The organism is Streptomyces sp. iso_384, from assembly GCF_056172905.1.
Genome location: NZ_JBWBTT010000001.1, coordinates 709,900 through 730,364 on the forward strand (window position 1 = coordinate 709,900; position 20,465 = coordinate 730,364).

Below are 20,465 nucleotides of genomic sequence, written 5' to 3' on the forward strand. Positions count from 1 at the left end.
ACATCCATCTCACCTGCTTCATCGGTTCCGAGTGGTCCTCCCGGCAGGCGCCGGGCCGCCGCCCGCACCGCAGCCGTCCTCGCCGCCGCCGGCCTCCTCGTCCTGGGCACCGGCTCCGCCGCCCATGCCGATCCGCCGGGCAACCTGCCGCAGAACGCGGGTGGTTACGAGCAGACCTTCTCGCCCGCCTACGACTACGACGGCGACGGCTGCTACGCCACCCCCGCCATCGGCCCGGACGGCACCCTCGCACCCGGTCTGAAGACGAGCGGCGCGATCAACGGCAGCTGCCGGGACCAGTGGGACCTGGACAACTCCCAGACGTACGCCCGATCGAAGTGCAACAACGGCTGGTGCGGCATCGTCTACGCGAGCTACTTCGAGAAGGACCAGGCCGTCCACGGCAGCGGACTCGGCGGCCACCGGCACGACTTCGAGCATGTGATCTCCTGGGTCAACCAGGGCTCCAACCAGGTCGATTACGTCTCGACCACGCAGCACAGCACGGTCAGGACCTACCCGCGCTCGCAGGTGCGGTTCGACGGCTCGCACCCCAAGGCCGTCTACCACAAGGACGGTCCGAGCACGCACTTCTTCCGCCTCGCCAACGGCAACGACGAGCCGCCGGAGAACCACTACGGCGACTGGCGCTACCCGCCGGTCGTCGACTGGAACGGCTTCCCCAGCACGGAGTTGCGCGACAAGCTCATGAACGCCGACTTCGGTTCCGCGACCATCAAGGTCACCGACAAGGACGACCGCTTCCGCAACCTCCTCAACAACTCCAAGCCCGCCGGAATCCCCTTCGACCCCTGGGCCTGAGGGTTCCCGACTCCCGGTCAGAATCACTCCGCCGTCGAGCGGTCCAGGTGCTCTGCGTCGGCTGCCGCACGGACGCGCGCGGCAGCCGGCGCAGAGCGGATTTCCTCGGCCTCGAACGGACCGGTCATCGGCCCCTGCGCACCGCGACCAGCGCCTGGATCGCGCAGCTCTACGCCTTCCTCGGCGAACTGCTGCTCAGCACGGTGGCGAGCCTGCGGGCCGGGCACGGCTGAGCAGCCTCGGGCCCGGTCGGCGACTCGACCCGACCGTACCGGGCACAGGATGTCGGGTCCGGCACAGTGGGCCTTTCCTAGCGTGGAGATCAGCAAAGGGAAGGACGGCCAGGAGTGCTGGAGCGGCTGAATCAGGCCATGGAGCACATCGAGGACCATCTCGATGAGCCCGTCGAAGCGGCCGAGCTGGCCCGTATCGCCATGACGTCGGAGTACCACTTCCGGCGGATGTTCTCCGCGCTGGCGGGCATCCCGCTCTCCGAGTACATCCGCCGCCGGCGGCTGACGCTCGCCGGGGCCGAAGTGCTCGCCGGGGAGCGGACGCTGCTCGACGTGGCGGTGCGGTACGGGTACAGCTCGGGCGAGGCGTTCGCGCGTGCCTTCCGCGCCGTGCACGGGGTCGGCCCCGGCGAGGCGCGGCGGACGGGTGCGGCGCTGCACTCCCAGCCCCGGATGTCCTTCCGTCTGATCGTCGAAGGGAGCAGCAGCATGCGGTACCGGGTGGTGGAGAAGGACAGGTTCCGGCTCGTGGGCAGGGGGACACGGATCCCGCTGGTCTACGAGGGGATGAACCCGGCCATCGTGGAGTTCGTCAAGAGCATCGGCAAGGAGACTCTGGGCCGTTGGGAGGAGCATGCGACCGGGGAGCCCGACGGTGTCGTGGCCGCCGTCAGCAACCATTCCGCCGAGGACGCGGAAGGCACCGAACTCGATTACTTCCACGGGCTGGTGAGCGATACGGAGGTCCCCGGCGCCTCGGATGTCCTCGACATCGGGCCGGGCCTGTGGGCGGTGTTCGAGTCCTCGGGCGAGTTCCCGCAGGCGGTCCAGTACCTCTGGCGGGACGTGTACACGCAGTGGTTCCCGTCGAACCCGTACCGGAGCCGGCCGGGCCCGTCGCTCTCGCGCACCCGGGTGTCCGAGGACGGTACGCACGCGGACGCGGAGGTGTGGATCCCGGTGGAGCGGGCCGGCGACTGAGCCCGGCCGGTCGCGGGCGGCCCGTCACCCCAGGGTGAGCCGGAAGCGGGCCGTCTCCCGGTAGCCGGGGTGCGGAGGGGTGACGTCCACTGTGACCGGCGCCCCCTCCCGGTCCGGCTGCAGACGGACCGGGACGGTGCGCTCCTCGCCCTCGGGGAGGGGCGGCGCGAGGGCGGAGGCGACCTCGTCCCCGTTCAGCCAGTTCACGTCCCGGCCGGGGGCGGAGTCCTGGCCGGACGCGCCGGGCTCGACGTCGAGTGTGTCGGAGTACGCCTCCTCGCCGAGGAGCAGTTCCTCGTCGGTGCCGTTCCTGAAGGTCACGGTGAGGCGGTAGGTGCCGTCGTCATGCCGCTCGGGGAAGCCGACGGTGACCCGCAGCCCGTCCTCGTACCGTGCCGTCGTACCGGGACCGAGCGGTTGGTACGCGCTGCCCGAGCGGCCGGGCCGTTCCAGCTGCCCGTCTCCGTCGAGGCCCTTCTCGAACTCCGTGAAGGCATGCGCTCCCAGCGCGATCAGCGTGAAGAAGGCGATCAGGGCGATCGCGCAGCCGTAGAACCCCCGCGAGCTCGCGGCGGGTGACGTTTCTGCCGCGGCGGCTTCTTCCGTGTCCATGCCGACCACGCTAGGCGGCCGCCCGCGCGTGATCATGAGCGTCGGTACTCAGGGGCGGTTGAGTAGGCACGAGGCCCGTGCCCCGGTCCGGCCGGGGCGGCGGCTGCCGGATCCCGGGGAGCGCTGACAGACTGGGCCCATGCCTCCGTCCAGCCCCCGCCGCCTCTCCCTCCAGCAGATCGTCGAAGGGCAGCGTCGGGCCGCCTTCGTCGGGCGGGAGGCCGAACTCGGTCTGTTCCGTGCCAACTTCGCGCTGCCGCCCGAAGACCCCCGGCACCGGTTCGTCTTCCATGTGCGGGGCAACGCCGGGGTCGGCAAGACCTCGCTCGTACGGGAATGGCGAGAGCTGGCAGGGGAGTTCGGAGCGTTGACCGCGTCGGTCGACGAGAGTGCCGACTCCGTGCCCGACGTACTCGCCGCCATCGCGGCGCAGTTCGCCGAGCAGGGATATCCGCTCAAGGCGCTGGACCGGCTGCTCGACACATACCGGCGGGCTCTCCACGACATGGCCGGGCGGCTCGCGGCGGACAACGAGAGCTCGGCCGGCGGCCCTTCGCCCGGGGCGCTCGCCGCCGCGCAGGCCGGGCTGATCGCGGCCGGGGCGATACCGGTCGTCGGGGCGCTGGCCGGGGGCATCGACCCGGCGGTCCTGGCCCGGGGCGCGGGCGGGCTGCGGGCGGTGTTCGGCGGGCGGGCCCGGCAGCAGGAGGAGGCCCGGCTGCTGGCCGAGCCGGTACGGGTCCTCACGCCGGTGTTCGTCGCCGAGATCGACCGGGTCGCGGACGCGGTGCCCTGGGTCGTCCTGTTCCTGGACACCTACGAGCGCACCGCGCCCCAGCTGGACCGGTGGCTGGCGGACCTGCTGACCCCCGGGCGGTACGGCGAACTGCCCGCCAACCTCGTCCTGACCCTGGCCGGTCAGCGCCGCCTCGACCCCGTGCACTGGGGCGACCGGGGCCGGCTGGTCGCCGACGTACCGCTCGGGCCGTTCACGGAGCAGGAGTCGCGCCAACTCCTGTACGGGCGCGGGGTGGTGGCGGAGCCCGTGGTGCGGGAGGTGCTGCGGCTCTCCGGCGGGCTGCCGGTCCTGGTGTCGACGCTCGCCGCCAACCCCGGGGCGGCCGGAGAGGCGAACGCCACCGCCGTCGAACGCTTCCTGGCCGGCGAGAGCGACCCGGTCCGCCGGGCGGCCGCGCTCGCCTGCGCGCTGCCCCGCCGGTTCGACGAGGACCTGGTGGCCGTGGCCGTACCGCACGGGTCGCACGCCGTGCCCGAGCTCTACGACTGGCTGCACGAACTGCCCTTCGTCGCCGAGCCGTACAGCGGGCGCTCCCGCTATCACGCCGTCGTCCGGGCCCCGATGCTCCGCCTCCAGCGCACCGGATCGCCACGGCGCTGGAAGGCGGCGCACGACCGGCTGGCCGAGGCCTTCGCCGCCCGGCGGGACGCGGCGGCCGAGGGCCTCGACCCGGAACGTCTCTGGGCCTCGCAGCCGTGGCGCCGGGCGGCCCTGGACGTGCTCTACCACCGGCTCTGCGCCCGCCCGCGCACCGCGCTGCCCGAGGCCCTGCGTGCCGGGATAGCGCTGTGCGACCAGCGGCCGTCCCGGGCCCGGCACTGGGCCCGGACCCTCGTGGAGGCGGGCGAGGACGCCGACGACGCCGTACTGCGGGAGTGGGGCCGGGACCTGCTCGCCGCCGTGACGGACCACGGGCCTCGCCCCACCGCCGCGCTCGGACTGCTGCTGACCCGGGCCGAGCTGACCGACCGGGACCGGGCGGCCGCCCTGGTGGTGCGGGCCTGGGACCGCTTCCGGGCCGGGGAGCTGGACGCCGCGCTGTCCGACCACGGGCGGGCCATCGCCGTGGACCCGCGCAGCGAACGCGCCCACCAGGGACGGGCGGTGATCCTGCGGTCGCTCGGCCGGTACGAGGAGGCCCTCGCCGACCTGGACCGGGCCGAGGAGATCGCGCCCTCCTGGGCCTGGGCGGTGCGGGAGCGGGGTGAGACGTACCGGCGGATGGGGCGGCTGGACGAGGCCCTGACCGTACTGGACCGGGCGCACGCGATGGACCCGGCCGACGCGGTGCCACTCGGCAGCCGGGGTCTGGTCCGCCATGTGCTGGGCCGGCACGAGGAGGCGCTCGACGACTTCGACCGGGCGATAGCGCTGTGGCCGGAGTACACCTGGGCGCTGGTCCGGCGGGCCCGGGTCCGCACCGCGCTCGGCGACCCGGTGGGCGCCCTCGCCGACCTGGACCGGGCCGAGGAGCTGACCCCCGGTCTCGCCGGGACGGAGGGGGAGCGGGGCGAGGTGTACCGGGCGACGGGCCGCCACGAGGAGGCCGTCGCCTGCTACGGCCGGGCGCTGGCCCTGGACCCCGACTACGCCTGGGCGCACGGCAGCAGGGCCCTCGCGCAGGAGGCCCTGGGCCGGATCCCGGAGGCGCGCGCGGACCTGGACCGGGCGCTGCAACTGGACCCGGGGTATGCGTGGGCCCGAGCGCAGCGGGAGCGGCTGGGGGAGGCGCGACCGTAAGGCCGCGCACCTGGTACAGGTCCTGCACCATCGACGTATGGGGCTGAAAGGGACGCATGTGTACGCGGACGACGAAGACCTCTGCCTGATCAAGGAAGCGGCGAGACGCCTGGGTGTGTCCGAGTGCGACACGGGCGCCGTGCTCATCCGGGACATCCGGGACTTCCGTGAGCTGCGGCCGCTTGCAGGCCGCTGTACGCACTTCCGGATCTTGCCGGACGACTTCTAGCCGCCCCGGCCACTGATCTCCCCAAGGCCGCCCCATCGCCCAAAAACGACCTGCGGGACGTCCGTCGACATACCCGTACGTACCCAGGTCGCGCCCTCTACCGCCCGTCCCCGTTCGATTACAGTGCTTGCGCGGTCGCCCGCAGCGGCCCGCAGAGGCGAGCACGTGGTGCCGGGAGCGGCGACGGGGAGGGGGCGGGGTGAGCACAGGGACCACGGCGGTCTGGGGCCGGGCCGAGCAGCAGGACTTCCGCAGCCGGGTCCGCGGGGCCCTGCTCGGCGGAGCCGTCGGGGACGCGCTCGGGGCCGGGGTCAGCGAGCTCGTGCTGGAGGAGATCCGCGCCGCCCACGGGGTCGAAGGCGTCACCGACTACGTTCCCGCGCACGGCAGACGCGGCGCCGTCACCGCCCTCACCCAGCTCACCCTGTTCACCGTCGACGGACTCATCCGCGCCCAGGTCCGCCGCGACACCGGAGCCTGGCACCCGCCCACCGACGTGCACCGGGCCCATCTGCGCTGGGCCGCCACCCAGCACCACTGGGGGCCCGACGAACGGCGCGAGGACAACGGCTGGCTGGCCGCCGAGGAGTGGCTCTACGCCCGCCGCGACCCCGCCCGGGAATGCCTGGGCGGCTTCGGCGACGCCGTCATGGGCACCCTGGACCGGCCGAAGAACCCCACCGCCCGGGACGCCGGCGCGCTCACCCGGTCCGCGCCGTTCGGGCTCCTGGTGGGCTGGGAACCCGGTCTCGTGCTGCAACTCGCCGTCGAGTGCGCGGCCCAGTCCCACGGCCACCCCGCCGCCCAGCTGGCCGCCGGAGCCTTCGCCGTACTGGTGCACGGGCTCGCGCGCGGCGAGAGCCTGGACGGCGCCGTGCAGCACACGCTGGCCCTGCTCACGGAGCGCCCCGGCCACGAGCCGGTGACCGAGGCGCTGCGGCAGGCGCTGGGCTCCGTGCGGCAGGGCATCCCGGGACCGGCGCTGATCGAGGCGCTGGGCGCGAGCGACGCCGCCGAGGAAGTCCTCGCCGTCGCCGTGTACTGCGCGCTGGTCAGCGAGGACATCCGGCACGGTCTGCGGCTCGCGGTGAACCACAGCGGCCCCTCCCGCGCCACCGGGTCGGTCTGCGGGGCGCTGCTCGGGGCGCTGCACGGCGAGACCGCGCTGCCGCCGGCCTGGCTCGCGGAGCTGGAGGGGCGGTCCACACTCCTCGAACTGGCCGACGACTTCGCGATGGAGATGACCCAGGGCCCCGCCCTGCACAGCCCCTCGGCCGTCGCCCCGGGCTGGCTGGCCCGCTACCCGCGCGGCTGAGGCGCGGTCCGCCGACTACCCGCGCGGCTGAGGCGCGGGGGTCGGGCCTCCGTCCTGGGCGGGGATCGTGGCGGCCGTCGCCGTACCGTCACCGCCGTCGTCGCCGTCGCCTTCGTTGATCTTCGTCAGGATCGCGTCGCGCTCCGGGGTGTCCTCCGGCTTCACGAAGCCGATCAGGATGTAGAGCACGAGCGAGACGGCCAGCGGTACGGACACCTGGTACTGGAGCGGCACGCCGCCCTCGACGGCCCAGTTGACCGGGTAGTTGACCAGCCAGAAGGCGATCAGGCCCGCAGCCCAGCTGACCAGCGCCGCCGTCGGCCCGGACTTCCGGAACGGGCGCAGCAGACCCAGCATGAACGGGATCGCGATCGGACCCATCAGCCCGGCGACCCACTTGATCACGACGGTGATGATGTCCTTGAACGTGGGCGAGTTGATCTGCGTGGCGATGGCCATCGACAGGGCCAGGAAGGCGACCGTGGTCCAGCGGGCCGCGATCAGCCCGGCGCGCTCGCTCCAGCCGCGCGCCGCCTTGGAGAGGGTCGGCGCGATGTCCCGGGTGAAGACGGCCGCGATGGCGTTGGCGTCCGAGGAGCACATGGCCATCGTGTGCGAGAAGAAGCCGACGATGACCAGGCCCAACAGGCCGTGCGGCAGCAGCTGTTCGGTCATCAGGGCGTAGCTGTCGGAGGCGTCCGGCTTCTGCGCGTCGACCAGCAGCGGGGCGCACCACATCGGGAAGAACAGCACGACCGGCCAGACGAGCCAGAGCAGTGCCGAGAGCCGCGCGGAGCGGGTCGCGGAGGCGGCCGAGTCGGTCGCCATGTACCGCTGGGCCTGGTTCCACATGCCGCCGTTGTACTCGAAGGTCTTGATGAACAGGAACGCCATCAGGAACGTCACCGTGTACGGCCCGGCGGTCGGGTCCGCGTGCCCGTCGGGAAGCCTGTCCCAGACCGTCCACAGGGTGGAGAAGCCGTCGAGCTTGCTCATCACGGCGAGCAGCATCGCCAGACCGGCGAACAACTGGATGATGAACTGGCCCAGTTCGGTGAGGGCGTCCGCCCACAGCCCGCCGACCGTGCAGTAGATCCCGGTGACCACGCCGGTGATCAGGATGCCCTGGGTGATGGAGAGGCCGGTGAACACCGACAACAGGGTGGCGATGGCCGCCCACTTGGCGCCGACGTCCACGATCTTCAGCAGCAGCCCGGACCAGGCGAGCGCCTGCTGGGTCTGGATGTTGTAGCGGTTCTTGAGGTACTCCAGCGGCGAGGCGACATGGAGCCGCGAGCGCAGCCGGTTCAGCCGGGGCGCGAAGAGCTTCGCACCGATGAAGATGCCGATGGCGATCGGCAGCGACCAGGTCACGAAGGACGTGACCCCGTACTGGTACGCGATACCGGCGTAACCGGTGAACATCACCGCGCTGTAGCCGGACATGTGGTGCGAGATGCCCGAAAGCCACCACGGCATCTTGCCGCCGGCGGTGAAGAAGTCGCTGACGTTGTCCACGCGCTTGTGCGACCAGAGTCCGATCGCGACCATCACGCCGAAGTAGCCGATGAGCACAGCCCAGTCGAGACTGTTCATGTCCCCCTCCAGGGGTCCGCCTTGTGAACGGGAACGCACTTCGTCGGTACGGCCGTTCAGCGGCGTCCCCTTGCGGGAGCGGGGACTTCGGGGATTGAACCCCCTGCGGGGGGCCACGGTCAAGACTGTCCGTGGTCATAGATGTGAACACCAATCAGCAAGACGAACGATTTGACTAGTTCTTGACCTTGTGAGGCGTTGTCGCGAACGTGACGGCGGCCACACGATGGGCGGGCACTTCGTCAGGCTGTGCAGAAGAGAAGTTCGCAGAAGTCAGGGAGCGTGCGGCAACGCGCGAAGGCCGCACGGGATGCGGGTCCCGTGCGGCCGAGAGATCCAGAAGTCCGAGAGGTTCGAGAAGTCCGAGAGAGGGGGGGTGGCTCGTGCGCGAACGCGTCAGCGCATCAGTTCGCCCGCGTTGACCAGCAGTGACTGGCCGGTGATCGCCCGGGCCCGGTCGGAGGCGAGGAAGGCGACGGCCTCCGCCACATCCCCGTCCGTGGCCAGCTCCGGCAGCGCCATCCGCTCGGTGAGCCGGGCCAGTACCTCGGACTCCGGTACGCCTTCGGAGTGCGCGGCGAACCGGACGTACGCCTGCACCGGCGGCCCCCACATCCAGCCCGGCAGCACCGTGTTGACCCGGATCCGGTCCGGCCCCAGCTCCCGGGCGAGCGAGTACATCGCCGAGGTGAGCGCCCCCTTGGACGCCGCGTACGCCGCCTGCCACACCTGGGACGGGGCGGCCACCGCGGACTGCGTGCCGATCACCACCACCGAGCCGCCCCGCTCCTTGAGCGCGGGCAGGCAGGCCCGGGTCATCCGCAGCGTACCGAGCAGGTTCACATCGATGACCGACTGCCAGGTGGCGAAGTCCGCGTCCCGGAGCCCGCCGAAGTAGCTGTCCCAGGCGGCCACATGGACCACCGCGTCGATACCGCCGAACCGCTCCACCGTCAGCGCGGCCAGCGACTCGCACTGCGCCTCGTCCGTGATGTCGGTCGGCAGGTGGGCCGTGTGCCGGCCCTCCGGATCGATCTCCTCCGCCGACTTGGCCAGGTTCGCCGCCGTACGCGCACCGAGCACCGCACGCCCGCCGTCGCGCACCACGGTCTCCGCGACCCGGTGCCCGAGCCCCGGTCCGACGCCGGACACGATGACGGTCTTCCCTGCGAGCGACATCGGCGCCTCCCGGCCCTGGCAGTTTATCTGACGGACCGTCAGAGTAGTGGGACGCGCGAGCCGATGGAAGAGGAAGGGAGACCCGGTGGGCGACGACGGGACACGGAGCGAGGGGTACGGCGAGAGGAGCGGCGAGAGGTATGCGGAGCTGGCGGCGACCGGACCGTACGGCGTGCGGCCGGGGCATGCCCTGATCACCATGGTCGAACCGCATCCGGGCCATGAGTACGCCTACAACCGCTGGTACGAGGACGACCACTACTACGCGGGTGCGACGGCGATGCCGTGGATGTTCGCCGGGCGGCGCTGGGTGGCCACCAAGGAGCTCCAGGAGCTGCGCTATCCGGAGGAGTCGGCGGTGGCCCGGCCGGTTTCCGCGGGCTGCTACCTGTCGACGTACTGGGTGACCGAGGGGCGCTACGACGACCACATGAAGTGGACCGTCGCCATCAACAAGCGGCTGAACCGGGACGGCCGGGTCTACCAGGACCGCACCCATGTCTTCACGGCCTTCCAGGACCACGAGGCGACCGTCTACCGCGACGGGGCCGCCGGCCCCCGGGACTTCCACGCGCTGGACCACCCGTACGCGGGTCTCGTCCTCCAGGTCGTCGACGCCGAGGGGCCCGAACAGCGGGCGGAGCTGCTGGAATGGCTGCGATCGCGCCATCTCCCGAAGCGGCTGAAGGGGTCGCCCGCGGCCATGGTCACGGTGTTCCGGCCGACGCCGCTGCCCGGCGACCGGATGACGTACGTCAAGCAGGTCGAGGGGGTCGACCGTCGGCTGACGCTGCTGTGGTTCCTCCAGGAGGACCCGCGGACCTGCTGGGAGGAGCGCTTCACCGGTCTGGACACGGCGGTCGCGGAGGCCGGGCTCGGGAGGGTCGAGCTGGTCGCCCCGTTCGTGCCGACGGTGCCGGGGACGGATCTGTACGTCGACCGGCTGCGGTGACGCCGGAGCGCGGTGCCGGATCGTGCCGAGCCCCCTCGGCCAGGACGGCGAACCGGTCGAGAGGGCTCCATCAGGTGGTGCAGTGGTGCTGCTCTGCGCTGTTGTGCTGCGGTGATGTGTGATCAGGCGTCGACAGCGCCGGTGGCGACATCGCGCACGAAGGCGTTCCACGCACCGGGGACGAAGGTCAGCGAGGGGCCCTCGGGGGCCTTCGAGTCACGTACGGCGATGGACAGCGCGACCGGGGACTTGACCTCGACGCACGCGCCGTTGCCCCCGGAGTACGACGACTTCGTCCACTGGTCCGTAGCACCCTGAAGAATTGCCATGTTCACTCCGGTTCAGAGAGTTGGGTGAGTCGCACCAACCTGATTCCGATTGGCGTGATCGACGCTACTCGCCAAGCTCCGTCCATGAGATGGCCGTTCACTCGACCGGATGGTCTTTCCCTGGTACGCCTTCCGAGGAGAGTGGGCGGCGGTGTACCATCCCGCCGCCCCATCACTTCCAGCCGCTCCCGGATTGGCTCGTATGCGACGGCGGCATGTCGGCCACGACGGCGGCCACCGACGGCGGCCACGACGGCGACATGCCGGCCCGTGCGCGACGTGTCAGCTCGTGTACGACTTGGCGATCTTGCTGATGAACTCCCGGGTCTGCTCCACGTTCAGCGCCTGCGCCCGCAGATGCTCGTACATCACGCTGTAGCGCTGCACGTCGTTCGCCTTCTCCAGATAGAGATCGCTCGTGACGCCCTCGATGTAGACGACGCTGGAGTCCGCGGCGTCCGGGAACTCCAGGATCGCGTACTGGCCGTTGATCCCCGGGTGCGCGCCCATCTCGAACGGCAGCACCTGCACGGTGACATGCGGCAGATGCGACTGCTCGACGAGGTGTTCCAGCTGGTCGATCATCACCTGCCTGTCGCCGACCACCCGGCGCAGCGCCGACTCGTCGATCACCGCCCACAGCCGCAGCGGATTGTCCGGGGCGTTGACCCGGTCCTGCCGCCGCGACCGTACGTTCACCCGCTTCTCGATGTCCGACGGCGGCGCCTCGGGAAGCGCGCCGCTGATCAGGGCCTCGGCGTACGCCCGGGTCTGGAGCAGGCCCGGGATCATCTGGGGCTCGTACACCCGCAGCGACTCCGCGTCGGTCTCCAGGCCGATGTAGACGCTGTACGGGATGTCGCCGAAGGCGTGCCACCAGCCCTGCTGACGGGAGTCCTTCGCCATCTGCATGAGCGAGTCGACGATGCGGTGGTCCTCGACCTCGTACACCCCGCAGAGGTCGCGCACATCGCGCTGGCTGATGGAGCGGCGGCCGTTCTCGAGGCGGCTGATCTTCGACTGCGAGACCAGCAGCCGCTCCGCCACTTCCTCGGCCGTCATGCCTTTGAGTTCGCGCAGGCGGCGCAATTCCTGGCCCAACCTGCGTCGCCTGACAGTGGGATTGACGTTGGACGGCACGGAAACGGCACCTCCGGCTATGTAGCTGTGCGTATCTACTGCTCAGCAGATTGCCACCCCTTGCCCCGGCCGCGCTGGGAAACGGCCACACGCAGGCCACGGGGGCGTGCGCACCGGCGCGCGGGACGGCGCGCAAGCGCACGGGGCAGCCGGTGATGGTGACTACCGGCTGCCCCGTGCGTGGTGCGGCTCCCGGACCGGGTCCTGTGATGACCGACGACGGTACGGCGGTGTGCTGTTGTGTGCTGCTCGCAGGTCCGTGCGGTCAGCTCGCGGCGGTGTGCGCCATGCTGCCTCGGCGGGCCTGCGCTTGCGGCTGCAACGGAACACCCGCTGCCTGCTGCGTACGGCGTGGCTGGACTGCCACTCCGTTCTGGACGTCCATCACGGCGTGCGCCACGAGACCGCCCATCGGGTCGTGCCTGATCAGATCCCGGAGCCGGGAGCGCGATGAGCGCCCCTCGTTCCCGGGGTACAGGTGCTTGCCGAGTCCGACCGCGTGGGCCAGTGCGGCGAGCGCCGCGGTCCGCGGGTCCGGCGGTACGCCGGTGCGGATCGCGCTGTCCAGCCGGTTCCTGATGTCCCGGCTGATCGCCGTCTCCGTCGCTTGGTAGCGAGTCGTCGGCAGCACTCCGCACATCTGGCCCGCCACGGCATGAACCATGCCGCACCGCTCCAGATGAGCGAGATAGATCTGGCGCAGCCCCAGCCGGGGTCCGCCGATCCAGTGGACCGCCCGGACCGGACTGCCACGACGGCGCAGCAGTTCCAGTGCGGAGTCCAGAGTCGGATCTCCTGTCGGCCGTGGCATCACCACGGCGATACGATCCCCGTCAGGGGCTATCCGTCCTGCCAGAGCCAGCTCCACTAGCTGTGCCCCGGCCAGGCCGAGGTCGAGCGACTGCGGCTGCGCTGTGGTACCCGTGGTCGGGTCCAGAGCGAGCAACAGAAGCTCCTCCGGGATTGTTCTGCGGCTCCTGCCCATCCATGCCTCCCCGCGTGGATGTCTGACAGGGTGACCCCTCTCACATTCATCTGTCGAGAGTGCCTGACTGCTTTGTACGGGAACCAGTAGCTATGTCGTTCTCGTCTAGCAGCTCGGCCAGGGGTTCACACAGGACACTGGTAGATGGTTCGGACAGCGCGGGGTGGCCCCGCAGCGCATGAGGAGGCATCGGTGGCGGGCGAGTCCCCCGACAAAACGGAGCAGCGGAAGTCGTCGGGGACGGCTGCGGAGGAACGCGACCCGCGCTTCGCCGTGTTCCGTGACCCCGACGCCGACGCCGACGCCGACGCCGACGCCGACGCGAACGCGGACGCAGCGGACGAGGGTGCGGATTCGGGTGCGGATACGGACTCGGGCTCGGGTGCTGGCGCGCGGCCCACGTCCGACACGGCGACCGCGGTGTTCCGGCCCCGGCTTCCGCGGGACGCCGCCCGGCCCGAGCCCGAGCCGGAGAGCGCGGCTGTGACGGCCTCCGAGGCCCCCGAGGAGGCCACCACGCGTCCGGAGGGCGCGGGAGCCGCTGAGGGCCGTACGAGCCCGGACACGGACGCGGGGGCGTCCGGCGTGCGGGTGTCCGGCGAGGAGAAGCCTGGCGCGGAGGCGCCTGCCGAGGAATCGGCGAAGGGGCCGGCTGACGACACCGACGTGGACGCGGACGCCGGGGACGGCCGTCTGCGGGCCGCGGTGGCCGCCTGGGTCGATGCCGCGGCCGAGGGCGAGCCGGCGGCGGATTCCGAGGACGCCGCGGACTCCGACGAGGAGCCCGAGTCCGAGGCCGTCGGCACGGATGCGCCCTCCGCGACGGCGGAACCGAAGCCCGAGGCCGGGACGAAGGCCGAGCCCGAGGCGGAATCCAAGCCCGAGGCGGACGCGAAGCCGGAGCCGGAGCCGGACGGCGAGCCGGACGACAAGGCGAAGCCCGGCCCCGACGCGGAGGCCGAGCCTGCCGCCGCCGACGCCTCCGACCTGCGAGGAATCGATCAGCCCACGGCCATCTTCAAGGCGGTCAAGCCGGCCGAGCGCGTCGACCAGGCGACGACCGCGCTGAAGCTCCCGCCCCGCGAGAGCGAGCCGGAGGGCAAGCCCGACGACGAGTCCGGGAGCAAGCCCGAGAGCGACGCCGAGCGCACGAGCACGTTCGTGCCGCTGCGCTCCGACGACCTACGACCGGCCCCCGCACCCCGCAAGCCCGAGTCCGAGTCCGAGGCAGGACCCGGCACCGGGCCCGACGCCCGGCCCGACGCGTCCGCGCGCACCCCGGAGACCTCCGCTCCGGCCGCTCCGGCGCCCGCCGCCCCCTCCTGGGCGGCGGCCGAGCGGACCCGGCAGCAGCCGCTGCCGCCGAGGCCGCCGCTCGACCTGCTCGCCGAGCTGACGAACACCCCGCCGCCCCCGGAGACCCCGGTCCGGACCGCGGTGCGACGGGTCAAGATCTGGACCCCGCTGGTGCTCCTCCTCTTGATCGTCTTTGCGATCGTGCAGGTGATGCGCCCGCTGCCGGAGCCCTCGCTGGAGCTCACGGCGAAGCCGACGTACACCTTCGAGGGCGGGGCGACGAAGCTGACCTGGCCGGGCCAGGGGCAGTCGGCCGTGATGGTGGACGGCGTCGGCTCGCTCGGTTCCGAGGGTGCGCAGAAGCCCGCCCCGATCGCGAGCGTCGCGAAGGTCATGACCGCCTACGTGATCCTCGAGGAGCACCCCCTCAAGGGCGACGAGGAGGGCGAGAAGATCACCGTCGACCAGAAGGCGGAGGACGAGTCCAAGCGCCCCGACGAGTCGACGGCCCCGCTGACCAAGGGCCAGGAGCTCACCCAGCGGCAGATGCTCCAGCTGCTGATGATCCCCTCGGGGAACAACGCGGCGCGGTTGCTCGCCCGCTGGGACGCGGGCTCCGAGGACGCGTTCCTCGAGAAGATGAACGAGGCGGCCAAGGACCTCGGCATGACCGGTTCGACGTACACCGACCCGAGCGGCCTGGAGAAGACCACCGTCTCCACGGCCACCGACCAGCTGAAGCTGGCGCAGGCGGTCATGCGCAACGAGGTCTTCCGGGAGATCGTGGACATGCCCGAGGTCGAGATCGAGGGCATCGACGGCAAGATCTACAACAACAACAACCTGCTGCTGCAGCCGGGCGTGAGTGGCATCAAGACCGGCTCCTCCACCCCGGCGGGCGGCAACCTGCTCTGGTCCGCGAACACCAAGGTCGACGGCAAGATGCTGTGGATCTACGGCGCGGTCATGGGGCAGCAGGCGGGTACCGGCCGGGTCTACGACAGCCTGGAGCTGTCGCTCCAGAACAGCCTGAAGCTGATCAAGGACGCGCAGGAGGCCGCCACCTCGGCGACGGTGGTGAAGAAGGGCGATGTCGTCGGGTACGTGGACAACGGATTCGGCGGGCAGACCCCGGTGATCGCCACCAAGAACCTCAAGGCGGTCGGCTGGTCCGGCCTGGAGGTCGAGCTCAAGGTCACGGACAACGGCAAGGGCATCGACCGCGAGGCGAAGGCCGGGAGCGAGGTCGGTTCGGTGACCGTGGGCACCGGCACCGGGAGGGTCACGGCGCCGGTGGTGCTGCAGTCCGACCTGGCCCAGCCGGCCTTCGGCGACAAGCTGACCAGGATCGGCTGAGACACCAGGTGGGAGGGGCGGGCGACGTCGCCCGCCCCTCCCCGTCCTGCGACGGTTATGACAGAGAAACGTGTCGGAGGTACGTGTTAGCGTCCCCGGACAACTCAAGGACGCCGGGACGCGTCCAAGAGGAGGTACGGGGCCGGCGGAGACGGGGAGAGCCGTAGTGACCACCGCGGAGCCGAAACCCGGCCGCGAGGCGGACGGGACCACGGGTGCCGAGGGCGACGCCCTGCACGTCCGCGTGCCGTCCCCCCGCCTCCCGGAATCTCCCGCCGAGGGACCGGCCGCAGGATTCACCGAGGCCGGGGCGCCGCAGGTCCGGGCCCGCCGGCTGCTGCGCCACCCGGTCACCGTCGCGACGGCGGCCGCCGCCGTCCTCCATCTCCTCTGGTTCTTCTTCTTCGCCAACACCGGCGGTGACATCGCCGCGCAGGACGCCTGGGCCGAGTTCGTGGGCCGGCACCCCGGCACCGCGTACAACCTGGCCTGGTACGGGGGCATGCACCCCGTCTCGTACAGCGTGGTCTCGCCCTATCTGATGTCGCTGCTCGGCGTCCGTACGACGATGATGATCGTCGGTACGGTCTCCTCCGCGCTGACCGCGCTGATCCTGGTCCGGGTGCCGGCCGTCCGCAATCCGCTGGCCTGCTCGCTCGCCGGGGTCTTCGCGTTCCTGTGCAACGCGCTGTCGGGCCGGGTGACGTTCGGGCTCGGCATGATGTTCGCCGTCGGCGCGGTGGCCGCGGTGTTCTGCTGGCCCTACCGGTGGCGGTACAAGCGGTGGGCCAAGGCCGCCGTCGCCGCCCCGCTCGCCGCCCTCGCGACCGCGTCCAGCCCGGTCGCCGGACTCTTCCTGGGCGTCGTCGCGGCGGCGCTGTTCCTCCACAAACGACGCCCCGGCGCGTACGCGATCGGCCTCGCCCCGGTCGCCGTGGTCGGTCTGTCGGCCTGGCTGTTCCCGTTCTCGGGTACGCAGCCGATGTCGCTCGGGACGCTGTCGCTGCCGTTCATCTTCTCGGTGCTGGTCTTCTTCCTCGTGCCGCGCGACTGGAGCACGGTCCGCACCGCCGCCGCCGTCTACGGGCTCGGCACGCTCCTCACGTACGTCATCGACTCGCAGATCGGGTCGAACATCACGCGCATGGCGATGCTGTTCGCCGGGGTGGCGCTGCTCGCCGCCCTGCCGTACACGGCGCCGCGCAGCCGCCGCTGGTACGCGCTGGTCCTGGCCTTCGTGGGCCTCAACTTCTGGATCGGCTTCAAGGGCGTGGACGACATCGTCCGGACCGCGCCCGCCGCGTCCTGGAACCGCGAACTGGCCCCGCTGATCAACCAGCTCCAGCAGGTGGAGGCGGAGCGCGGCCGGGTCGAGGTGGTGCCCGCGAGCAGTCACCGCGAGTCATCGGCGCTCGCCCCGTACGTCAACCTGGCGCGCGGCTGGAACCGCCAGGCGGACATGAAGCGCAACCCGCTCTTCTACGACGACACGCTGGACCCGGTGAACTACCGGGAGTGGCTGGACCGCTGGGCCGTGCACTACGTGGTGCTGCCGAAGGACCGGCCGGACAACGGGGCGGTCCAGGAGGCGGAGCTGGTCGAGCAGGGGCAGCCGTATCTGCGCCAGATCTGGGGCGACGCGAACTGGAAGCTCTTCCGCGTGCTGGACCCGGTGCCGCTGGCCGACCCGCCGGCGACGGTGGAGCGGGCGGGCGCCGACGAGCTGACGATCACCGTGAAGTCGGCGGGCCGGGTGCTGATCCGGATCCCGTACACGCGGTGGCTGGCCCTCGTCGACGAGGACGGCAAGAGCGTGGAGCGCCCGCTGGAGACCGAGGAGTCGAAGGAGCGGTCGGCGGTGGACGAGACCGCGCCGAAGACGTACGTCAACACCCACGGCTGCCTGAACAAGGTCGAGGAGGGCCCGTACGGCGACGAGTGGACCGAACTGCTCGCGCCACGACCGGGTGTGTACCGGCTGGCGGCCCCGTACCAGCTCCAGCCGGGCACGCCCTGCCCCGAAGAGCTGAGCTGACTGCTCCGCACTCCGCATTCCGCTTTTCGAAGGCGAACGGGCCGGTACGGAAAGGGCGTTGGTCGCGCCGTTTCCGTACGTCCCGTGTACGGGCCATCGGGTACGGACTCTCCCTCTGCGGGCGGCGCCCTGGCAAGGTGTCCTGCCATGAGGTGCCAACACTGCGGCGGCGGGCGGCGAGGCCCGCTGCCCGGAATGGTCTGCCCCGGCTGTGGGGCGGGTACGTCCCGCGCGCCCGGCATGGACGGTTCCTGGGTCGTGCGCGAGACGCTGACGGGCCGGATCTCCACACTGCCGCGCCGGCGCAAGGCCCTGATCGCGGCGGGCGTCGTGGTGGCCGCCGGGGGCCTGGTCACCGTCGCCTCGCTGCTGGTCGGCGGGGGCGGCAGCCGGACGGACGCGGCGGGCCGGGCGGGCGCGCTGCCCGACCGGATCGGCGGCGGTGCCCCCACGAGGATCGCCCCGGGGCCGGGCCCGGTCCCGGGCACAGGTCCGGACGCCCCGGCCCCCTCGGGGACCTCGTCGGAGCCCCCGGCCGACGGGGACCGCTTCACGCAGTGGGCCGGCCCCGGCTGCTCGGCGGGTACGTACACGGAGCACGGCCGTTTCGAGAGCGGGGACGCGGCCTGGTACACGGTCGAGAACGGCGGCTTCGACGGCGGCGGGTGCGACGGCCGGTTCAGCGCGGTCCCGATGTCGGGCAGCCCGACGGAGGACCGGGGCTCCACCGCCGTCTGGGCCTGGCGGCTGGGCCGGGGGTTCAGCGAGTGCGCGCTGACCGTCTTCGTCCCCGACAGCGGCCGCCCGCGCGACGCCGCCGGAGACCCGACGGTCTACCGGGTGCTCTCGGACCCGGACGACGCGGATTCCGCCTACACCGGCTTCGCCGTACGCCAGACGGAACACCGGGGGAGCGCGGTCCCGGTGCGCAGCTACCCGGTCAAGGGCGAGGTCTTCGCGGTGCAGCTCATCGACCGGGGCCGGGACTGGGGCGACGCGGGCCGGGTCGGCGCGCACCACGCGGCGGCGCAGATGCGGGCGACCTGCCACTGAGCGGCGACGGGGCTTTCACCGCGCGAGGGCGAAGGGCCGTGCGGCGACGGGCCCGTGGCCCCTCACCGCACGAAGGCACGGTCGCGCGGCGACAGGTCGGCGGCGGGCCCGGCGGCGCGGAGGACGGTGTCGAGGGCGCGGCCGGGCTCGGCCTCGTAACATCCGCTGGCCCAGGCGGCGTTGGCCTCGATCACGGCCCAGCGTCCCTCGTCGTCCCGGCCGACGTCGACGACGATCGCGGAGGGCAGGCTCGCCCCGGCGGCCGCGAGGACCTCCCGCCCGAAGGCGAGCGCGTCACCGTCCGGCGGCCCGAGCCGGAGCCGGCCGGCCTCGGCGTACTGCCCGGCCGCGTGGACGGCCCCGTCGAGCAGATGGAGCCGGTACTCGACGGCGAACGTCATCACGTCGCTCACCAGCACCACGGTCGCCGGGTCCACGGCATCGGGTCCGGGCAGCCGGGACCCGTCCGCATACACGAGCGCCGAAATGCTCTTGTCGTTGGGCGACTTGACGAAGGCGGGACGGCGCAGCCGGTACGCGTCGCCGATGGGCATCGCCCGGACGTCCCGCTGGGTGAGCGCCCGGGGGAGCCGGGCGAGCCAGTCGGCGGGAGCCTCCAGGAGGGCGATGCCGAGCGTGGGGGCCACGACGTCGGCGAAGGAGGGTCCGGCGTGCAGATGCACGGAACGGCCTCCGAGTTCCGCCTTCGATTCCGAGACGGCGGAGGCCGTGGCCTCCACGATCCGCAGCCCGCGCCGCAGCGCGGTGGTACGTAACGTCCGTGCGGAGGCGGTGAGGCGGGGCGGAAGGACGAGGGTGCGCGGGGGGCGGGTCATGGCCGCTGATCCTCCCGTACGGGGTGCGCCGCGCCCCACCGAATTACCGGCGATGTGGTGCACGTTGTGCGGGCCGGGCGCGCCTGGTTCGATCGCCGCATGATCATTGAACCGTCGCTCGTACGCGGCCTGATCGCCGCCCAGTTCCCGCAGTGGGCGGATCTGCCCGTGGAGGCGGTCGAGGCGAGCGGGACCGCGAACGCGATCTACCGCCTGGGCGCCGACAAATCCGTACGGCTGCCCCGTACCGAAGGCAGCGCGGCGGATGTGGCGACGGAGCACCGCTGGCTGCCGAGGCTGGCCCCACGCCTGCCCTTCCCCGTACCGCTCCCGCTGGCCCAAGGCGTTCCGGGCGAGGCGTTCCCCCGGCCCTGGTCGGTCTGCACCTGGCTGGAGGGCACGAACCCGGGCCCCGGCGACGGCTCTTCGTCCTCCGAGCTGCTCGCGGCGGACCTGGCGGAGTTCGTGCTGGCGCTGCGCCGGATCGACCCGGCGGACGCCCCGCCCGCCTACCGCAGCGAGCCCCTGGCCTCCCGCGACCGGGCGACCCGCGAGGCGCTGGCGGCCCTGGACGGGGTCGTGGACCGGGAGAACACCGCCGCCGCCTGGAACGCGTCCCTGGCCGCCCTGCCCTTCACGGCCGACCCCGTCTGGGTGCACGGGGACCTCCAGCCGGGCAACGTCCTGGTCGCGGACGGCCGCCTCACCGCGGTCGTCGACTTCGGCTGCACCGGCCTGGCCGACCCCGCCGTCGACCTGATCGCGGCCTGGTACCTGCTGACGGCCGGGGCCAGGGAGACCTTCCGTACGGCGGTGGCGGCCGACGACGCGACCTGGACGCGGGGGCGGGGCTGGGCGCTGTCGATCGCCTTGATGGAGCTCGCGCACTACCGGGAGTCGCATCCGGTGATGGCGCGGATCGCGGCGCGGGTGATCGAGGAGGCCGTCACGTAAGGGCCGGGGCGGCCGGAGCCGAG

General features: G+C 72.1%; 18 protein-coding genes. 11 read left to right on the forward strand and 7 right to left on the reverse strand.

Annotation, left to right across the window (positions count from 1 at the left end; genetic code table 11):
- Window positions 1-6: 6 nt before the first annotated feature.
- From AC0VY3_RS03210 to AC0VY3_RS03220, 3 genes are all read left to right on the forward strand, one after another.
- On the forward strand, window positions 7-822 hold the full coding sequence (locus AC0VY3_RS03210; RefSeq protein WP_475551627.1) for an NPP1 family protein: 816 nt from the start codon (window positions 7-9) through the stop codon (window positions 820-822).
- A gap of 47 nt (window positions 823-869) precedes the next feature.
- Complete coding sequence (locus tag AC0VY3_RS03215; RefSeq protein WP_103513243.1) at window positions 870-1,055, forward strand: hypothetical protein; 186 nt, start codon at window positions 870-872, stop codon at window positions 1,053-1,055.
- Between the two features lie 114 nt (window positions 1,056-1,169).
- Window positions 1,170-2,036 carry a GyrI-like domain-containing protein gene (locus tag AC0VY3_RS03220; protein ID WP_475548866.1) on the forward strand — a complete coding sequence of 289 codons (867 nt, stop codon included), beginning with the start codon at window positions 1,170-1,172 and terminating at the stop codon, window positions 2,034-2,036.
- A gap of 24 nt (window positions 2,037-2,060) precedes the next feature.
- Here AC0VY3_RS03220 and AC0VY3_RS03225 read toward each other — a convergent pair whose 3' ends face one another.
- Window positions 2,061-2,648, reverse strand: coding sequence for a hypothetical protein (locus AC0VY3_RS03225; protein ID WP_475548867.1), 588 nt, complete (start codon window positions 2,646-2,648; stop codon window positions 2,061-2,063).
- A 139-nt stretch (window positions 2,649-2,787) separates the two neighbouring features.
- On the opposite strand from AC0VY3_RS03225, the gene AC0VY3_RS03230 reads away from it, so the two are divergent.
- From AC0VY3_RS03230 to AC0VY3_RS03240, 3 genes are all read left to right on the forward strand, one after another.
- Complete coding sequence (locus tag AC0VY3_RS03230) at window positions 2,788-5,187, forward strand: tetratricopeptide repeat protein (RefSeq protein ID WP_475548868.1); 2,400 nt, start codon at window positions 2,788-2,790, stop codon at window positions 5,185-5,187.
- A gap of 37 nt (window positions 5,188-5,224) precedes the next feature.
- On the forward strand, window positions 5,225-5,416 hold the full coding sequence (locus AC0VY3_RS03235; RefSeq protein ID WP_475548869.1) for a hypothetical protein: 192 nt from the start codon (window positions 5,225-5,227) through the stop codon (window positions 5,414-5,416).
- 199 nt (window positions 5,417-5,615) lie between these two features.
- A complete protein-coding gene (locus AC0VY3_RS03240; RefSeq protein ID WP_475548870.1) occupies window positions 5,616-6,731 on the forward strand; it encodes an ADP-ribosylglycohydrolase family protein in 1,116 nt (371 codons plus the stop codon).
- A 15-nt stretch (window positions 6,732-6,746) separates the two neighbouring features.
- On the opposite strand, the gene AC0VY3_RS03245 is transcribed toward AC0VY3_RS03240, so the two are convergent.
- Window positions 6,747-8,327, reverse strand: coding sequence for a sodium:solute symporter family protein (locus AC0VY3_RS03245; protein WP_475548871.1), 1,581 nt, complete (start codon window positions 8,325-8,327; stop codon window positions 6,747-6,749).
- Between the two features lie 396 nt (window positions 8,328-8,723).
- Window positions 8,724-9,506 (reverse strand): SDR family oxidoreductase, encoded by a 783-nt coding sequence (locus AC0VY3_RS03250; protein WP_475548872.1) that lies wholly within the window; start codon window positions 9,504-9,506, stop codon window positions 8,724-8,726.
- An 85-nt stretch (window positions 9,507-9,591) separates the two neighbouring features.
- Between AC0VY3_RS03250 and AC0VY3_RS03255 the strand changes: the two genes are divergently transcribed.
- Window positions 9,592-10,458 carry a hypothetical protein gene (locus AC0VY3_RS03255; protein WP_475548873.1) on the forward strand — a complete coding sequence of 289 codons (867 nt, stop codon included), beginning with the start codon at window positions 9,592-9,594 and terminating at the stop codon, window positions 10,456-10,458.
- Window positions 10,459-10,580: 122 nt separating this feature from the next.
- Here the strand turns inward: AC0VY3_RS03255 and AC0VY3_RS03260 are convergent, their stop codons facing one another.
- The 3 genes from AC0VY3_RS03260 to AC0VY3_RS03270 all read right to left on the reverse strand — a co-directional run bounded on the left by AC0VY3_RS03260 (window position 10,581) and on the right by AC0VY3_RS03270 (window position 12,912).
- The gene (locus AC0VY3_RS03260) at window positions 10,581-10,787 is read right to left on the reverse strand and encodes a DUF397 domain-containing protein (RefSeq protein ID WP_030078613.1); all 207 of its coding nucleotides are present in this window, start codon (window positions 10,785-10,787) and stop codon (window positions 10,581-10,583) included.
- A gap of 282 nt (window positions 10,788-11,069) precedes the next feature.
- On the reverse strand, window positions 11,070-11,927 hold the full coding sequence (locus AC0VY3_RS03265) for a helix-turn-helix domain-containing protein (RefSeq protein WP_103513250.1): 858 nt from the start codon (window positions 11,925-11,927) through the stop codon (window positions 11,070-11,072).
- Between the two features lie 265 nt (window positions 11,928-12,192).
- Window positions 12,193-12,912, reverse strand: a complete 720-nt coding sequence (locus AC0VY3_RS03270) for a GOLPH3/VPS74 family protein (RefSeq protein ID WP_003968450.1) — start codon at window positions 12,910-12,912, stop codon at window positions 12,193-12,195.
- 192 nt (window positions 12,913-13,104) lie between these two features.
- Between AC0VY3_RS03270 and AC0VY3_RS03275 the strand changes: the two genes are divergently transcribed.
- From AC0VY3_RS03275 to AC0VY3_RS03285, 3 genes are all read left to right on the forward strand, one after another.
- Window positions 13,105-15,564: a serine hydrolase gene (locus AC0VY3_RS03275; RefSeq protein WP_475548874.1), complete on the forward strand. Its 2,460-nt coding sequence runs from the start codon at window positions 13,105-13,107 to the stop codon at window positions 15,562-15,564.
- 166 nt (window positions 15,565-15,730) lie between these two features.
- Complete coding sequence (locus tag AC0VY3_RS03280) at window positions 15,731-17,599, forward strand: MFS transporter (RefSeq protein WP_475548875.1); 1,869 nt, start codon at window positions 15,731-15,733, stop codon at window positions 17,597-17,599.
- A gap of 195 nt (window positions 17,600-17,794) precedes the next feature.
- Window positions 17,795-18,652 (forward strand): adhesin, encoded by an 858-nt coding sequence (locus AC0VY3_RS03285; RefSeq protein ID WP_475551628.1) that lies wholly within the window; start codon window positions 17,795-17,797, stop codon window positions 18,650-18,652.
- A gap of 62 nt (window positions 18,653-18,714) precedes the next feature.
- Here AC0VY3_RS03285 and AC0VY3_RS03290 read toward each other — a convergent pair whose 3' ends face one another.
- Window positions 18,715-19,488 (reverse strand): ATP-grasp domain-containing protein, encoded by a 774-nt coding sequence (locus AC0VY3_RS03290; RefSeq protein ID WP_242742570.1) that lies wholly within the window; start codon window positions 19,486-19,488, stop codon window positions 18,715-18,717.
- Between the two features lie 99 nt (window positions 19,489-19,587).
- Here AC0VY3_RS03290 and AC0VY3_RS03295 point away from each other — a divergent pair, with 99 nt between their 5' ends.
- Entirely contained in the window at window positions 19,588-20,442 is an 855-nt protein-coding gene (locus tag AC0VY3_RS03295) for an aminoglycoside phosphotransferase family protein (protein ID WP_475548876.1), read from the forward strand.
- The last annotated feature ends 23 nt before the right edge of the window (window positions 20,443-20,465 follow it).

Bases quoted from the DNA above. Each gene is read 5' to 3' on its own strand.
- AC0VY3_RS03285 (WP_475551628.1), top strand. From the start codon at position 17,795: ATGGTCTGCCCCGGCTGTGGGGCGGGTACGTCCCGCGCGCCCGGCATG.
- AC0VY3_RS03295 (WP_475548876.1), top strand. From the start codon at position 19,588: ATGATCATTGAACCGTCGCTCGTACGCGGCCTGATCGCCGCCCAGTTC.
- AC0VY3_RS03260 (WP_030078613.1), bottom strand. From the start codon at position 10,787: ATGGCAATTCTTCAGGGTGCTACGGACCAGTGGACGAAGTCGTCGTAC.
- AC0VY3_RS03235 (WP_475548869.1), top strand. From the start codon at position 5,225: ATGGGGCTGAAAGGGACGCATGTGTACGCGGACGACGAAGACCTCTGC.
- AC0VY3_RS03290 (WP_242742570.1), bottom strand. From the start codon at position 19,488: ATGACCCGCCCCCCGCGCACCCTCGTCCTTCCGCCCCGCCTCACCGCC.
- AC0VY3_RS03250 (WP_475548872.1), bottom strand. From the start codon at position 9,506: ATGTCGCTCGCAGGGAAGACCGTCATCGTGTCCGGCGTCGGACCGGGG.
- AC0VY3_RS03245 (WP_475548871.1), bottom strand. From the start codon at position 8,327: ATGAACAGTCTCGACTGGGCTGTGCTCATCGGCTACTTCGGCGTGATG.
- AC0VY3_RS03230 (WP_475548868.1), top strand. From the start codon at position 2,788: ATGCCTCCGTCCAGCCCCCGCCGCCTCTCCCTCCAGCAGATCGTCGAA.
- AC0VY3_RS03270 (WP_003968450.1), bottom strand. From the start codon at position 12,912: ATGGGCAGGAGCCGCAGAACAATCCCGGAGGAGCTTCTGTTGCTCGCT.
- AC0VY3_RS03225 (WP_475548867.1), bottom strand. From the start codon at position 2,648: ATGGACACGGAAGAAGCCGCCGCGGCAGAAACGTCACCCGCCGCGAGC.